19 protein-coding genes are annotated in these 15,806 nt (G+C 31.5%); 7 read left to right on the top strand and 12 right to left on the bottom strand.

Annotation, left to right across the window (positions count from 1 at the left end):
• Positions 1-131: 131 nt before the first annotated feature.
• The 4 genes from soxZ to ACLHDE_RS00995 form a co-directional block, all read right to left on the bottom strand.
• Positions 132-431, bottom strand: a complete 300-nt coding sequence (gene soxZ, locus ACLHDE_RS01010) for a thiosulfate oxidation carrier complex protein SoxZ (RefSeq protein ID WP_415397302.1) — start codon at positions 429-431, stop codon at positions 132-134.
• A gap of 61 nt (positions 432-492) precedes the next feature.
• Entirely contained in the window at positions 493-960 is a 468-nt protein-coding gene (locus ACLHDE_RS01005) for a thiosulfate oxidation carrier protein SoxY (RefSeq protein ID WP_415397040.1), read from the bottom strand.
• Positions 961-1,003: 43 nt separating this feature from the next.
• Positions 1,004-1,312 carry a c-type cytochrome gene (locus tag ACLHDE_RS01000; protein WP_415397301.1) on the bottom strand — a complete coding sequence of 103 codons (309 nt, stop codon included), beginning with the start codon at positions 1,310-1,312 and terminating at the stop codon, positions 1,004-1,006.
• Positions 1,313-1,386: 74 nt separating this feature from the next.
• Positions 1,387-1,536, bottom strand: a complete 150-nt coding sequence (locus ACLHDE_RS00995) for an ATP-binding protein (protein ID WP_415397300.1) — start codon at positions 1,534-1,536, stop codon at positions 1,387-1,389.
• A 387-nt stretch (positions 1,537-1,923) separates the two neighbouring features.
• Between ACLHDE_RS00995 and ACLHDE_RS00990 the strand changes: the two genes are divergently transcribed.
• On the top strand, positions 1,924-3,159 hold the full coding sequence (locus tag ACLHDE_RS00990) for an IS110 family transposase (protein WP_415395806.1): 1,236 nt from the start codon (positions 1,924-1,926) through the stop codon (positions 3,157-3,159).
• 294 nt (positions 3,160-3,453) lie between these two features.
• Here ACLHDE_RS00990 and ACLHDE_RS00985 read toward each other — a convergent pair whose 3' ends face one another.
• Together ACLHDE_RS00985 and ACLHDE_RS00980 are read right to left on the bottom strand one after the other, a co-directional pair.
• The gene (locus tag ACLHDE_RS00985; RefSeq protein ID WP_415397299.1) at positions 3,454-4,479 is read right to left on the bottom strand and encodes a sensor histidine kinase; all 1,026 of its coding nucleotides are present in this window, start codon (positions 4,477-4,479) and stop codon (positions 3,454-3,456) included.
• The gene (locus ACLHDE_RS00980) at positions 4,436-5,107 is read right to left on the bottom strand and encodes a response regulator transcription factor (protein WP_415397298.1); all 672 of its coding nucleotides are present in this window, start codon (positions 5,105-5,107) and stop codon (positions 4,436-4,438) included. Before ACLHDE_RS00980 ends, ACLHDE_RS00985 begins: the two co-directional genes overlap by 44 nt.
• Before the next feature lie 117 nt (positions 5,108-5,224).
• Between ACLHDE_RS00980 and ACLHDE_RS00975 the strand changes: the two genes are divergently transcribed.
• The 3 genes from ACLHDE_RS00975 (at position 5,225) to ACLHDE_RS00965 (ending at position 6,493) form a co-directional block, all read left to right on the top strand.
• Positions 5,225-5,512: a hypothetical protein gene (locus ACLHDE_RS00975; RefSeq protein ID WP_415397297.1), complete on the top strand. Its 288-nt coding sequence runs from the start codon at positions 5,225-5,227 to the stop codon at positions 5,510-5,512.
• Between the two features lie 14 nt (positions 5,513-5,526).
• The gene (locus ACLHDE_RS00970) at positions 5,527-5,982 is read left to right on the top strand and encodes a hypothetical protein (protein ID WP_415397296.1); all 456 of its coding nucleotides are present in this window, start codon (positions 5,527-5,529) and stop codon (positions 5,980-5,982) included.
• A gap of 73 nt (positions 5,983-6,055) precedes the next feature.
• Complete coding sequence (locus ACLHDE_RS00965; RefSeq protein WP_415397295.1) at positions 6,056-6,493, top strand: hemerythrin domain-containing protein; 438 nt, start codon at positions 6,056-6,058, stop codon at positions 6,491-6,493.
• A 4-nt stretch (positions 6,494-6,497) separates the two neighbouring features.
• Here the strand turns inward: ACLHDE_RS00965 and ACLHDE_RS00960 are convergent, their stop codons facing one another.
• From ACLHDE_RS00960 to ACLHDE_RS00950, 3 genes are all read right to left on the bottom strand, one after another.
• Positions 6,498-6,647: a hypothetical protein gene (locus tag ACLHDE_RS00960; RefSeq protein WP_415397294.1), complete on the bottom strand. Its 150-nt coding sequence runs from the start codon at positions 6,645-6,647 to the stop codon at positions 6,498-6,500.
• A gap of 40 nt (positions 6,648-6,687) precedes the next feature.
• Positions 6,688-7,650, bottom strand: coding sequence for a D-alanine--D-alanine ligase (locus tag ACLHDE_RS00955; protein ID WP_415397293.1), 963 nt, complete (start codon positions 7,648-7,650; stop codon positions 6,688-6,690).
• Positions 7,651-8,003: 353 nt separating this feature from the next.
• Complete coding sequence (locus ACLHDE_RS00950) at positions 8,004-8,261, bottom strand: hypothetical protein (protein ID WP_415397292.1); 258 nt, start codon at positions 8,259-8,261, stop codon at positions 8,004-8,006.
• 134 nt (positions 8,262-8,395) lie between these two features.
• On the opposite strand from ACLHDE_RS00950, the gene ACLHDE_RS00945 reads away from it, so the two are divergent.
• Positions 8,396-9,925 (top strand): GNAT family N-acetyltransferase, encoded by a 1,530-nt coding sequence (locus ACLHDE_RS00945; RefSeq protein WP_415397291.1) that lies wholly within the window; start codon positions 8,396-8,398, stop codon positions 9,923-9,925.
• Here the strand turns inward: ACLHDE_RS00945 and ACLHDE_RS00940 are convergent.
• Positions 9,922-10,956: a peptidase M42 gene (locus ACLHDE_RS00940; protein ID WP_415397290.1), complete on the bottom strand. Its 1,035-nt coding sequence runs from the start codon at positions 10,954-10,956 to the stop codon at positions 9,922-9,924. The genes ACLHDE_RS00945 and ACLHDE_RS00940 overlap by 4 nt on opposite strands.
• Before the next feature lie 159 nt (positions 10,957-11,115).
• Between ACLHDE_RS00940 and ACLHDE_RS00935 the strand changes: the two genes are divergently transcribed.
• On the top strand, positions 11,116-12,549 hold the full coding sequence (locus tag ACLHDE_RS00935; protein WP_415397289.1) for a mechanosensitive ion channel domain-containing protein: 1,434 nt from the start codon (positions 11,116-11,118) through the stop codon (positions 12,547-12,549).
• Between the two features lie 30 nt (positions 12,550-12,579).
• Here the strand turns inward: ACLHDE_RS00935 and ACLHDE_RS00930 are convergent, their stop codons facing one another.
• Both ACLHDE_RS00930 and ACLHDE_RS00925 read right to left on the bottom strand, forming a co-directional pair.
• Complete coding sequence (locus ACLHDE_RS00930; RefSeq protein WP_415397288.1) at positions 12,580-13,179, bottom strand: YeeE/YedE thiosulfate transporter family protein; 600 nt, start codon at positions 13,177-13,179, stop codon at positions 12,580-12,582.
• Between the two features lie 3 nt (positions 13,180-13,182).
• Positions 13,183-13,689 (bottom strand): YeeE/YedE thiosulfate transporter family protein, encoded by a 507-nt coding sequence (locus tag ACLHDE_RS00925; RefSeq protein WP_415397287.1) that lies wholly within the window; start codon positions 13,687-13,689, stop codon positions 13,183-13,185.
• 248 nt (positions 13,690-13,937) lie between these two features.
• Between ACLHDE_RS00925 and ACLHDE_RS00920 the strand changes: the two genes are divergently transcribed.
• A complete protein-coding gene (locus ACLHDE_RS00920) occupies positions 13,938-15,791 on the top strand; it encodes a flagellar assembly protein A (RefSeq protein ID WP_415397286.1) in 1,854 nt (617 codons plus the stop codon).
• Positions 15,792-15,806: the final 15 nt, after the last annotated feature.

The following is a 15,806-nucleotide window of genomic DNA, read 5'->3' as shown; positions in this document are numbered from 1 at the left end:
TAGGTTTTTCAAAAAATGAATTTGAATTTGAATGTTATCACCGGTAAACCCGATGATAAGTTACGCTGTTAACTTCTCAAGTTGTGATCTTAGAATTAAGGAATAGAATCATCTGCACCACTCATAAATTTCTATTTGATTTTTTTAGTGCCTGATTCCGTTTTATTCTCGTTATCTGTTGTAGTAAAAGTGATTTTATCACCTTTTTTACCTTTGAACTTAAACTTAACAAGTGGATTTTCAGACATGAAACCACTCATAGTTACTTCATATACTACAACATCGTTAACTTTAGCAACGACGTATCTGATGTATGAAGGACTGATTCCTTTTTTAATTGCTTCTTCTTTGTCAGCCATTAAACTTGTAAACATTGCTTTTACTTTAACAATACCTTTTTTTTCTTTTGCTTTAATTTTCATCTTTGCCATTTTAATTACCTTTTTATTTTTTTATTTTTTATTTATATTTCGTTGTCGAAGGGGAGGTATATCAACCTCCACAACCACCAATAGATACATCTATCTCTTTAGAAGCAGTATACAGAGCACCTGTACCTCTTTCTTTACCAACAATTGTTACAACAGCAGTTTGTCTCATTTTGATTCTGAAATCATAATCAATGATTGCACCTGCAGGTACTGAGAATACACAAGATAAACATCTTGGGTTAGCATCTTGGAAAAGTGCTATTGATTCTAGGTCTAGTGATGATTTAACCGTAATTGGAATTGAACCACCATTTTCAGCTAGTTTTGGAGCTTTAAATTCTAATTGCTTACCTGTAGCTTTTTTTAGCCCTGCATTACCATAAAGTGCTTTGATACCATCAACTGTTTTCTCTACTTCCCATGCTTTTGGCTTAGTAGTTCTGAAATCTATTGCTCTTAAATCTGTTCCTGGCACAACGATTGCAGCAAAAGCTGCAAGACCTACGCCTAAAAATTTTCTTCTATCCATTTTGTTTTCCTTTTATTTAGTTTGAAGTTGAGTTTTTGTTTTTCTATTTTTGTGCTTGAATATATTTTGCTAAAGCTTCAATTTGTTCATCATCTAAGGCTTTAACTTGACCTTTCATTAAACCTTTCATTGCCCCACCATAAGTTCCCTCTTTGTATCCGTTTAAAGCTTCAATTGTTTTTGTAGCTTCCCAACCTTTAATCACCGCTGATTTACCTAAAGCTTTTTTTTCACCACTTTTACCATGACATGCTGCACATTTGTTATATAAACTTGCGCCATCTGTTGCTGCCACTATTGTTAATGAGCCTAATACCGCTAAACCTAATAGCACTTTATTAATTGTTTTCATCTTGTTCTCCTAAGTAGAGTAAATTTTTTATTACAAGAGCAGTATATAAAACAATTGTGGAATGATTGTGAAATTCACCAAGAGATAGAAACTTCTGTCCAATTATCTAATTTTGAAGTTATATTTATAGCTAAGTTATACTCATGGCAGATCATTTTTACAATATTTAAACCAATACCAAAACCCCCAACAATCTTATCAAACCTAGCATATCTATCAAACATTAAATTTATATGCTCTTCTTTTATACCTCGTATAATTTCTTTTATGAGTAAGTAGTTCTTTTTTAAAGTTTTTTTGACTTTAAAGCAAAGAAGTATTACTCTTTTAAGATTGAAGTACTAACTTCAAATCTTGTAACTTTCACAGTTTATGACTAAAGATAAAACAACATTTTTTTCCTTATAGCAGGATATGAAAATATTTTATATCTACTGACTACATCATTAAGCCAGTTGGTGTCTTTAGTTGTTAATCACTTATTAAAAGCTGTTGGGGTAGCTGTTATTTTAGCACCTACAACACATAGATTAACGAGGCTGTGAATTCTAACAATTTAACTTTTGTTTTTTTGTTAGGCAACTTAAGATTACACGACAAGGATTATAGAGATGTATTACGTAGGAATAGATATTGCAAAGAGTTTTCATGTTGTTTCAGTTATCGATGATAGTGAAACTAAGGTTATTAACAAGCCTTTTAAAATCAACAATGATTTAAAAGGGTTTGAAAAATTACTTACTATTTTAGATAGTGTCACTTTAGATAAAGATGACTTTATTATCGGTATAGAAGCAACTGGTATTTATGGTGAAAACCTTTTAGAGTTTTTAAAGTCTAAGGGCTATAGTGTTAAACTACTCAATCCATTTCAAACCTCAAGGTATAGAGAACAAATAACTATGAAAAAAGTAAAAAATGACAACATAGACTCTTTAGTTATAGCACTCTTTTTAAAAGATGGCAAATACTCATCAGGTTATGTAACTGATGATGAGTATCAGAGCCTTAGAACACTCTATAGAAATCGTGCTTCTATTCAGTCTGATATGAAAGAGGTTAAGAAGAGAATCATTACTCAAATAACAGTTACATTTCCAGAGTTTGAGAGCTTCACAAATCCATTTACCATAAGTGGTCTAGCTCTGCTTGAAAAGTATCCAACAGCATATCACTATAAGCATAGTAGCGTTGATAGAATCATGAAGATATTTGCTCATATTCAAGGCAATAACTTCAATAAAGACAAAGCCCTAAGATTACTAGAACTCTCAAGAGAGTCTATCTATTCAGGTAAGGCTAAAGATGCAAGAGCAATAGCTATTAGAAGTACTATTAGGCTTTTAAAGATGTATCTTAGTGAGATAGATATTATTGAAGCTGAGATACTCTCTTTGCTTGATAAAAAAGGCATTAATAGTTCAACACTTGATGAGCTACCAGAGAGTAACACTCTTATTGATAACCTTAAAACCATACCTGGAGTAAGTGATAAAACTGTAGCTGCTGTTATTAGTGAATGTGGAGACCTGACGAGGTTTCCATCTATACCTAAGTTTATAGGATATCTTGGACTCTTTCCAACAGAAAATAGCTCTGGTAATTCTAAAAGTGTAGGTCACTTAAGTAAAAGAGGCTCTTCTTTGGTCAAGCATGCACTATATCTTAGTGCTGTAAGTTGTCTGATACATAACAAACAGATGAAGCAACTCTACGATACTAAAAGAAGTCAAGGCAAATCTAAAAAAGAGGGACTTGTTGCAGTTTCAAGAAAACTTGCAACTATCATATACTCTATTTTTAAATACAACACACCCTATAATCCAAATCGTGTATTTACAAATTAGTCATAAACAGTGATAAGTTAAAGATCACAAGTTAGTACTTAAATCATTCATAATAGCAATAATATTTAAAGCTATTACCGTACTAGTTGTTAACCAAAATAGAGACAAATATATAATTTACTCTATAGTTTGATTATCAAAACACTCTTTGCTCAAATTTTAGAAATGAAATACAACAAAGAGTATTTAAAAAATCAAACTTGCAAGATTTTTAGCTCTTGCATAGTTCTTTGAAGTAATATTGTTAATAAACTAATGTCTATTTTTTACTTTCCTTGCTTTTTAAGTTATTCTTTATAAAAAGGCTTTACCAGTATCTTTGATGCTAAGTCTGTTTGCATCTAACTCTATATATATTGAACCGTTTATCTTGTTGTACTTAATGGCATTTGATAAAATATTATCGATTAATTTTGATAGCTTTTTATTGTCAATATTTAATACTGCATCTGCATCTAGGTTAGTTACAACTTTTATCTTTTTCATATTTGTAAGAAGAGAAAAATATTCAACTCGCTGCTGAATAATTTGTTTTAAATTTATATCTTGATTATTCGATATGATTTTATTGTTTAACATTAAGTAGGTTAAATCATCATATATATTAGATATAGTCTTTGCCCCTATATCTATGCGATTGATGCTCTTTAAAAGAAATTTGTCTTTAATACTATCTTTGTCAATAAGCTCAATATTTGTCATAATTGTACTGACTGGAGTATTTAACTCATGTGTAGTATCTTTTATAAATATATCTAGTAGATGTAAAGCATCCCGCATAGGTTTCAAAAACAACTTAAGTAAAAAATATCCAACTACTATCATAAAGATAAAAAATATAGAACTATATATTACAATAGTTCTCATAGTTTCACTTAACCACTCTTTATCATCTGTAATCTCTACTATAATATATTGAGTATTTAAATAGTATTTTTCTGGATTCGTTATATATCTTATGCTTTTATTATTTGTATATGTTACTTCTGTTAGTAGGTTTTTAGGATTCTTAAGGGTTGAATATATAAGTTTATAATCCTTCCCATAAAGTGAAGTTTTGAACTTTTTATCTTTTGGGTATAACAAAGTATCTGTTTTATCATTATGCAACTCTTCGAGTGCTATTAAAAAACCATTTGCATACTCATCTAAGACTATTGTTCTTTGGCTAATCGCCAACTCTTTTTGCAAGGTATAGTATAAGGATACAGTTAGACCTAAAATGACAATGGTAAAAAAAACATATAAAGACAAGAACCTATATAGTGTCTTTTTTTCACTTTGTGGTAAATCTATATCCAAGCTTTTTAATACTGACAATTTTTTCTTTCCCTAACTGTTTTCGTAGATTTTTTATATACGTTCGCAAAGCACTTTGGCTTATCTCTTCACCATACTCCCAAAGAGTCGAATAAATAGTCTCATGAGTTACAAGCTTGTCTTTATTTTGTAAAAACAGTTTTAATAATTTTGCATCTTTGTTATTTAGCTGTACTTCATCATTATCAATAGTTAATAAATCACTATGAGTATCATAGTAAATATTTGTATCAATCTGTACTTTGCTACTTTTATTATGAAAAAAATCTCTTTTTAAAATGCTCTCAACTCTTAATTTTAACTCTTTTAATGCAAATGGTTTTCTTATGTAATCATCACAACCACTATCATATCCATTTTCTAAATCAATCATAGAGTTTAGTGAAGTGATGAAAATCGCAGGAGTAGTAGAACCCTGCTCTCTTAGAGTTTTTAATATCTCAAAACCATTCATATCTGGAACATTTACATCAAGCAGTAAAAGATCAAAATTGTTCTCATAGATAGCATCTAAAGCACTATTGCCATCATATACAGGAGTAACACTAAACCCAAGACCTTCAAAATAATCAACAATAGTTTCATTTAAAGCAAGGTCATCTTCAAGTAGCAAAAATTTCTTTTTCATAAGTCATTATATCCTAGAAAAAATTAAGTAAAATTTGAGAAATTTAAAGCCCATTAGATATGACTGTCAATTAAGGTTATTTTACATACAATATAGAACATCAAATAGGAGAAAGTTATGAGCAAGAAAGAAGCATACGAACAAAAATTACAGGCACAGTTAGACGAATTGGATGCCGAGATTGATAAACTCAAAGCAAAAGCCGACAATGCACAAGCCGATAAAAAACTTGAGTATTACAAAAAGATTGATGAATTGCAGTCTATACAGAACACGGCAAGCAAAAAGCTTACCGAACTCAAAAATGCCAGTAACGATGCTTGGGAAGATCTTAAAACAGGTATTGATAGTGCCTGGGACTCTCTAGGTAATGCCTTGAATTCAGCTACTTCAAGATTTAAATAAATAAAGGATTATAAATGAAATCATATGTCTCTAAGTTAATGTTAATCGGTATACTTGGTGTTACTCCACTCTGCTATGCTCAAACGCAAACCGCTAACACTTCAATAAAAGAAGTTAAGAAAGAAACACAAGATTTGCTCAAAACCATCAGTTCATACTCTGTCGATAAAAAAGATGAGGCAGTTGAAAAAGCAAAAGAAGGTTTAGACAAACTAGATAAACGTATCGACGAATTGGAATCAAGGATTGATACAAGCTGGGATAAAATGAATGAGGCCGCACGCAAGAAAACTCGTGAAAATCTTAAGGCGCTTCGTAAGCAAAGAAATCAACTTGCCCAATGGTATGGCAGTATGAAGACCAGTTCAGACAATGCTTGGGAACACATGAAAAAAGGATTTTCTGATGCATATAAAGTTCTTGAAAACACATGGGAAAAGTCCGAAAAAGAATTTAAAAATAAAAAATGAACTCATTGACAGCTATCAATAAGCTTTTTATACAAAGAGGTTATTATTTCATTAAAAATGATTAGGATATGCCATGTCAGATATTAAAGAATTTATGACTCAAGAACACAGAGACTGTGATGAGATTTTTGTACAGATGGAAGAAGCTGTTGCTTCTAAAAGCGATGAGGCTTTAACAAAGTTTGAATCATTTCAAGATGCTTTGACAAATCATTTTAAAATGGAAGAGATGGTACTTTTTGTGATGTTTGAACAAAAAACAGGAATGAGCGAAGGTCCTACACAAGTTATGGTTATGGAACATGAACAGATGAGAGAGCTTCTATCTAAAATGCAAGGTGCAGTTGAGTCGAATGATATAACCAAGTTCTTCGGTCTCTCAGAGACACTTATGATATTAATGCAACAACATAACATGAAAGAAGAACAGATGCTCTACACAATGATTCAACAACACTTAGGTGATGATGCAGACCATATCATATCACGCATGAGAACGGTTACTCTATAAGAGACTAAGTATTTGAAGCGTCTGAAGGTGTTTGTGCATCTTCTTGTGTTTCATCATCGTTTTGAATTTGCTTCTTCTTACGCTTTTCTTCTTTTTTCTTCTGTTTTTCAATCTCACGTGCACGTTTTTCATAACTGTAATTAGTTTTAGCCATTAATAATCCTCTTTTTTTTAATATTTAGTAAGTTGCAGCTCTATTGAACTCTACTTATCCCTTCATCTACAATAAGCTCAATTACTTCTTCGTAACTAAGTCCAAGTTCCATTTTAAATGCTTTAGGAAAATAACTAGTGTCATTTGCCATGCCAGGGACTAGATTTGCTTCAATAAAAAAGCATTGTCCACTTTTGTTACTCTTAATATCTACTCTTGCATAATCTCTTATTCCTAAGTCCATATAAACATCAATAGCAAGTTTTTTTACTCTCTCCATCACAATGCTATCTTTAATTAACTTGAGCCCCTCTGGATCACTCTCAACTGCTTTTTCTCCCAAAATTCTAATTCCATTATTTGCTTTAGGTGGTATGACTTCAACTGATGAGACTAAAAGATCTCCACTTTTTGTTTTTATCATAGCTACAGTAAACTCTTGTCCATCCAAGTACTCTTCTACTAAAATAGGAAGCTCATACAACTCATACAGGGATGATACTTTTTTTTCAAATTCAGCAAAACTATTTACAAAAGAAAACTCATCAACTCCATTACCATTTGCAGCATCTGATGGTTTTAAAAATAGAGGATAGTTAATAGGTATGTCATAATCTCGTGTATATTGTCCTGGGATTGCAGTAAAATATCTTGCAGTAGAGATACTTCTATCTTTTAAATACTCTTTTGCTAGAACTTTATCAGAATCAAACATTAAAGTATCTCTTTGAGATCCTGAAAAGTTAATTCCATTTTTTTCAAAAAACTCAGAGAGCCAAATAGTCCCTTCATCTTGTGTAATAATATATTTTACTGCCAATATAACTAAGTCAGGTTTTCTTTTTACTACATCATTTAAATCTTCTATTGTCTGGCATACATTTAGTGTGGCACTATGATCCATTAGATTAATCGAATCTAACACGCTGTTACAGGCTTTAATTGTTCCAAATCCGGTCTCTTTTAAAGCCTTATTTTCTGTTGTTATAATTTCTATTTTCATGGTATCACTTTTATCGGTAGGTAAAGATGTACCTATTTTGGAAATAATCCAAGTATAAGTCATCATAAATATATATGGGATTTCCCACTATTGGGAAAAGTAACATGTAGAGCTCGTTACCTTAATTTGTAAACAATTGAGGTATTTGAGTGTTTGTGTAACCTATGAAATATTGCTAAACGCATAAAACAGAAGGATTTATCTCTTTAAAAAGAAATAACTTTAAATGAAAATGATAAGTACACCACATATCTAGAATAGGTCCTACTTGCCTAAGAGAGAATAATGATTTACAAGAGCATTGTACTATTAATTAACTTATAAAGATGTTTGAGAGTCTCTATTTAGTAAACTTAGTCCATCTCTAAAACATCATCGCCATCTGAATAGTCAATATCTATATCAGGTATAACTTTAATAGCATCTGGATTTACTTCAAAGCTTTTTAAGTCATACTCTTTCCCCTGATAAAAAGTTTGCTCTTTTGCAAACTTCTTTTCTTTTTCCATCTGTTTACGGACTTCTTTTTCTGTTTTTGTCTCTTGTTTAGCATCTGCAGCTAATAAAGAAGAACTAAATATAAGTATTAGTATAAAAACTTTTCTTTTCATACAAGCCATCCTTAATAGTTAAAATTAATAATTATAATACCATAAACTTATAAATAGCTACTTAGATGCATATATATCTACATACATAATTCAGATATAATTCTCAATAAAAACCTTAAAAATAGTTGGGGAAGATGGAAATACAAAATAAAGAAAATATAGAGTTAAAATTTCTAAGTATGAATGACTATGATGAGCTAAAAAAAGCTATGCAGTTATCATATAAAACAATAGCAGATTCTTATTGGGAAGAACATCAGATTAGATTCTTGATTGAAAAATTTCAAGAAGGTCAGGTAGTTATAAAAATTGATGGAGAGATAGCCGGATGTGCTCTTTCAATCATTGTTAAATATGATGAATTTACCCATCATCATACATATAAAGAAATAACTGGTAATTACACTTTTGATACGCATACAAATGATGGAGATATACTTTACGGGATTGATGTATTTGTAAAACCTAAATTTAGAGGTATTCGTTTAGGAAGACGTTTATATGACTACAGAAAAGAGTTATGTGAAAAACTAAACCTTAAGGGAATAGCTTTTGGTGGAAGAATCCCAAACTATCACAAATACGAAAATGAGCTTTTACCAAAAGAATATATTGAAAAAGTCAAAAGAAAAGAGATTCACGATCCTGTACTTAATTTTCAAATATCCAATGATTTTCACCCATCAAAAATTTTAAAGGGTTATTTAGAAGGAGATACAGAATCTGGAGAATTTGCTGTTTTGCTGGAATGGGATAACATCTATTACGAAAAACCTAGTAAAAAAATGAGTGCAAATAAAAAAATAGTCCGCTTAGGTTTAATACAGTGGCAAATGCGTCCTTATAAAAACCTAGAAGAGTTGTTGCAACAAGCCGAGTATTTTATAGATACTGTCTCAGGGTACCGCTCTGATTTTGCTCTTTTTCCAGAGTTCTTCAATGCACCTTTGATGGCTGAAAACAATCATCTACCAGAGTCTGAAGCGATTAGAGAGTTGGCAAAACATACTCATAATATTGTTCAGAAGTTTTCAGAGTTCGCTATGTCTTACAATATCAATATTATATCAGGTAGTATGCCTGAAATAAAAGATGGACATTTATATAATGTCGGTTATTTATGCAGAAGAGACGGTACAATTGACCGTTATGAAAAGATTCACGTTACCCCTGATGAAGTAAAAGTATGGGGCATGCAAGGTGGCAATAGCATAAAGACATTTGATACAGACTGTGGAAAAATAGGAATACTTATCTGTTATGATTCTGAATTCCCAGAACTAAGCAGACTGCTTGCAGAGGAGGGAATGGATATTTTATTTGTTCCATTCTTGACAGACACCCAAAACGGCTATTCAAGAGTAAGACACTGTTCTCAAGCTAGAGCGATTGAGAATGAGTGTTATGTTGCAATTGCAGGAAGTGTTGGGAATCTGCCAAATGTGCACAACATGGATATGCAGTTTGCCCAGTCTATGGTATTTACGCCTTGTGATTTTGCTTTTCCTACAAACGGAATTAAAGCAGAAGCCACTCCAAATACAGAGATGGTTTTAATAGCCGATGTTGACATAGACCTCTTAACAGAACTGCATGAATTTGGTAGTGTTAAGAATCTTAAAGATAGAAGAACAGATATATTTGAAGTTAAAAGAACAATTTAGATATCGATATATAATTTTTTTAAAACTTTAATCATGCTTTCAACGGCTTTTATAGACGTTGTTTCATTAACAGTGTGATATCCGATAGTAGGTAACTGAAGTGTCGTACCCTGAATCTGACCTTTTGTTGCCTTAATCAATCTTCCAAGTTCTGTAGTACCAAGTGATTTTTTAGTATTTGTTTGGGACATTTTATTTTTTAAATACGCATCTTTAAAGTGATATCTTATCTGTTCTTCTATCGCTATATTTTTTATTTTATTTTTTAATCCTGATCTAAATACTGCATTCGCATCTCTATTTCTTAAAACAATGTCAAGCGCGTTAATATCTTCTATCGTGTCATAAGGGCTTGTATCTAAAACAAGTAATTCATCTGTACTTATATCAAATCTTCTAAACCATTCAAGCAAAAATCTCCAACTTTTACCAGCTTCCTCAGATGCTGTAAAAAAAGATGTACCTTTATAACCAAGGTGATACATATAAATTATTATCGCCACAGATATAACATTATCAAGTTGCGCAGATATTAGATCATCTTGAATCTCAAGCTTGTCTACAAATGCTATAGGAGTACCTGGAAACAAGTAGTCAAACCCATCAACTTTAAAGATTATATTGTTTCTTCTTTCACATAAAAAAGCATCTTTTATAACACCAAGACCAAGATAACTTCCAGACCAAGGTTCATAAGCTTGAACTTTTTCATCAACAAATCTTGTTGTAAAACTATGTAAAAGTTGCTCAGAATTGGAATCACCAGTTAAATCAGCTCTATTTTTTGCAATAAATGCGGCATATTGAAATTCATTGTGTCCAGTACAGATAAGTCCATGTCTATCTGCATGAGCAGACATATATCCACTTGTAGGCTCATCACCTTTTGCTACAAGTACTCCATCATAATACTCAACTTTCACTCCTAGCTCTTCTAGTTCTCTTTTAACAAACATGAAAAAAGAGTGCTCAGCTCCAACAACACTCGGAATTCGAATAAGTTGTTTTAAAATATCATAAAACTGTTCCATTACTACTCTTTACTCTCTTTATTATTTAGTTCGTAGATTCGCTTATCTCTATACACATCTTCATTATATTTTTACTCATCTAGAACTATTATACTAATGCAAATTATAGCATTATATTAGTGTATAATTCTCTGTATAATATTACAAAATGGAGCTGTTATGAAATTAATGCTGGGTTACATAACTGGTTTATTATTACTAGTATCTATCTCTTTTGCAGATGAGTTTAGCTATCTTGAAAAGAATAATAATAACTGGCTTCAGATTTATAGTAATCTACTTAGAGCACAAGCTCTTGATGATGAAATAAAATCACTAGAAAAGACCGTACAAAAAGCTATTGGTAAAAACAAGCTTGAACTTACTCAACTTCTTAAACTGCAAACAAGTAAGAAAAAAATCCTTGATGAACTTCCCCAATCATTTGATTCTATGCTTGAGAAAATAACGATAGGCGATAACTTAAAAGAAATCACTCTTATTGAGTATTTACTAAACAATCAAAAAAATAACTATGCCATACAAACTAAAAAATTGGCTTTTGTTGAAGAAGAGTACTTCGAAGCCCTAAAGCATCTAAATGCAGAACTTAAACTTGCTAGCAAAAGAGAAGTTAAAGATACGTCAAAAGAGTACCAACTACAAATGGCACTTGATTTTTTCAAAAGTGCTCAAGGTCTACTAGATAATAAAACAGCAGTACTTAAGCATATGCAAGAACTTTATTTACATGAGCTAAAAAGCTATGAGAGCACACAATTACCTAGGGTTATTTTAAATATAGGTGTTATAATTTTTATATTTATGCTCTTTCACTTACTGAAGTACTTTATTACAAAACGTATAGAAAATGAGGATAAGCTTTTTAAAATAAAAAAGATTTTAAATATAACTTTTTTTCTACTTTTATTACTTGTAATAATTATCTTTAATATTAACAATATCATCTATGCTGCAACACTTGTTGGTTTTATTGCTGCAGCGATTACTATTTCTATGAAAGAGTATCTTCAAAGTATTGTTGCTTGGTTTCATCTATCGTTTGGTAATTTTATAAAACTAGGTGATAGAATTCTTATCCATGTCAACAAACATCCAATAATAGGTGAAGTTATTGACATATCACCATTTAAAGTAACTCTTTATGAGAGTATTAATAACACTACATCTGTACAGTTAAAACGAGCAGGTCGCATCATATTCATACCAAATAACTATTTTGTGAGTAACTATGTATATAATTATACACATGATAAAATGAAAACAATTTACGATCTGATAGAATTTAGAATACCTTTTTCAGTAGATGCACAAAAAGTTGAAGATATAGTTCAAGAAATTGCTCTTGAAGCAACAGAACGCTATATGGAAGTAGCATCCAAACAATTTATGAGTTTAAAGAAACGATATGATATGCGCAGTAGAGACTTTAGACCACGCATACATTTAGTTCCTGATGCAGTTGAGCCATGCTATATATTATATATCTGGTACGTAACTCCATATCACCAAATCATGGAATTTAAATCTCAGTTAAGTCAAAAGGTTGTTAATAAATTTCAAGAAGAGAACATTCCATTTTATATAAAATAATATACAAATAAATAGTACAAACTACTTGAATTATCTACCTTCTCTATCATCAGCAGGATCTTTATAGTCTATAGTAGGAAGTAGATATGCCGTAGTTAAGAGAACTGCACTTAAGGTAAGTGTGATTATCAAACCATAACCATCAAAATAATCAGGAATTCTTATCTTTCCCAAATCTGCTCCTAATAGCTCTTTTATCCAAGGATAACCTAGTGTAAAAAAAAGTCCACCGAACATTCCTCCTATTACTCCGACAAATGCATCTACTCGTCCCTCAGAGACTGAGACAAAAAATGCTGATGGACACTTTCCTAAGATAACAAGACCGATACCAAAAAGAATAGCTCCGAGAATAAGTCCACCCAAGATAGTTGGTTTTACATCAAATGTTGCATAACCTGATTGCACTAAAAAGTAAAAACCAACACTAGAAAGAGCAACTGTTGTCATAGCCATTCTTGGCACCAAGGTATCTTCAAAGATCATAAAACCAGCCATTTTTTCAAACTTATCAAGACGGGAGTATAAGATAATAGCACCAAACACAAAGCCTATAAATAGAACAAGCCAAACAGAACCATGTCCTCCTTTAGCTACTGTGTCAAACATATTTACAATTTTATCTAGCATCTCTTACTCCCCTTTTCTTTTGTAAAAAAATCTACCTGTGATTATCCCAGTACCTAATGCTACTACGGCAAATATCATCCCGCTAACAGCAAGTTGGCTTCCACCTGAAAGAATGTGACCGGCATTGCATCCTCCAGCTAAACGAGCACCAAACACTAGAAGAAATCCAGCTATAAAACTCCATATCATACGAGACTTAACTGATTTGTTCTTTCTCTCTTTCCATAGTGTGGGTATGTAGCTAATATGAAATGATTTTGTAACAAACACAGACATAAATAACCCGCCAAAAAATACACCAATAAGCATTACCCCTTCCCATGCACCTGATTGCTCAACAATCGCAGCATATTCATAATTTTCTGGTTCAAGAGAAAAAATAAGGTTGGCTAGGTAAGACATACCAGTAGATGCACCAATAGGACGATCAGCGCCCCAGACAGAAAATGTGAAGTAAAAAAGCAAGGTCATAGAGATTCCACCGAGCCACCAAGGTATTGAACGAGGCATATTTATCCTTTAATTTCATAACGTCAAGTATAGGTTAACGTTATGAAATTATATGCTATATTTCTTAAGCACAGATAAATAATAAATTATTTATCTGTGCTTTATCAGCTAGAACTTAATGACACTATTTATCATACTTACAATTAACATTATTTTTATAAATCTTGCTTTTTGTTGATACAATCAGTATAATGAAAATGTAATTTTATTTTTTTATATTAATTTTATTGCATGAAAGAGGTTGGCATATGATAAAGACCGTAGATATAGTTACAAATGATTTGCCAAGAGAACTGCAACGTATTGCAGCTAAGAACTCTATACCTATATCAAGACTTTACATAGATATAAATGCTGTTGAGACATCTTACAAAGATGAAACTAAAAACCTTGTAGAGATCCCTACTCACGAGCTAAACAGATATACAGATGAAGACTCTTTACGAGATAGTAGCATCCAATTTGAACAACAATATGACGTAACAGTAAAACCATACTATAAGGGTTATCCTTTTGAAAAAATGATTAGTGAGATTGAGTTTGAGGAGAATGATACTCTTGCTTATCTCGTTATCAAAAAAGGTTCAATACTAAACTATTATGATGACCTTTATGAGGATTTTTTAGACTATATTGCAGAGCAAAAGTTAAGATCAAGTATTATGCTCTACTTATTTGATACAGATTATCAAGCTGCAATCAAGGGTCTCGTTGATGTAATAAAGCAAATCAAAACAATAACATTTAAAGAAGATAAAAAAATACTTGTCTCTCAGGGTATAGATGCCATTGAATCTGTAAACGCTGATATATATATGAATATAGAAGAGAAAAATGAAGTAGGAGATGAAGATAATGAAGGTAAAGTTGACTATGCAAACAGAGGTTTCTTACTAAGTTGTACAGCTGGTGAGCAGCTCTTTGAGTTTATAAAACCTCAGCAGGGAAAACATGGCAGAAACTGCAGAGGAGAAATCCTCGAAGTAGAAACAATAAACTTAGATGCTAAACCAACATTTTCTATTGAGGACGGTATCGAAGTTCAAGATAGTTTTGAGAACATTAAGTACCTATCTAAAAAAAGTGGCTATCTAGTTAAAAAAGGAAATCAATATGATGTCTCAAATAGCATTGATGTTAGTGAAATATCTTTTAAAACTACAGGCACCATCAATTCTGACTTAGACTCCGAGATCTCCATTAATGTAGTCAAAGATGATCCTTTAGAAGATGCTATTGAAGAAGGTATGCATGTAAAAGTTCAAAAAATCACAATCAAAGGCAGTGTTGGTCCAAATACTGAGATAGAAGCACGTGATATAGTAATAAATGGACAAACTCATGGTGACTCTTCAATAAAGTGTGCTAATGCAAATATAAGACTTCATAAGGGTAAAATAGTTGCTAGAAGAGTTGAAGTAGAAACACTTGAAGGCGGTGAAATTATTGCAGATATAGCAATTGTTAAAAATGCTATGCGTGGTAAAATCAGAGCGAAAACTATTGAGATAGAGATGCTAGGCTCACATGTCATCATGGAAGCATCCAAATATATTCAAATACAAAGAATTAGAGGTGAAGAAAACAGATTTATACTTGATACTTCCGTAGATAGTGGTTTTAATGTAAGTAAAGATGATGATCAAGCTTATTTCAAAAAAACAGAGGATGAACTCAAAACTCTCATTAAGGCATTTAAAGATATTACCGTAAAAGTAAAAAACTCACTTGAACCATGTGACAAAATAAGAGCCGCAATCATAAAAAGTCAGAAACAAGGTATAGAAATATCTCCTGCTATTATTCAAAAGTTTAAACAGTGTAAAGTTTTGAAAGTTCATTATCAAAAACAAAAAGAAAGAATTGAACACAAAAAAGAAACTTATAGTAAACTAAAAGAGAAACTAATTAACACTGGTTCTAATATTTTTGATGCAAAAATTATACTTAGTGAAGCTCTTAAAGGTTATAATCATATTGCATATAAACTCAATAATCCTGAAAGAGAAATTGAATTAAATACAAATGGCACTATGAATAAAAAAATCTTCCAACTAGAAGAAGATGAAGATGGTATTTTAAAAATTGTAAACCTAAACTAAAACCTTTTCTTCAAA

It is taken from the genome of Sulfurimonas iocasae, assembly GCF_047716755.1.
Lineage (GTDB): Bacteria > Campylobacterota > Campylobacteria > Campylobacterales > Sulfurimonadaceae > Sulfurimonas.
Note: the sequence above shows the minus strand (reverse complement) of the source record. Positions and strands in the feature narration are given on the sequence as shown.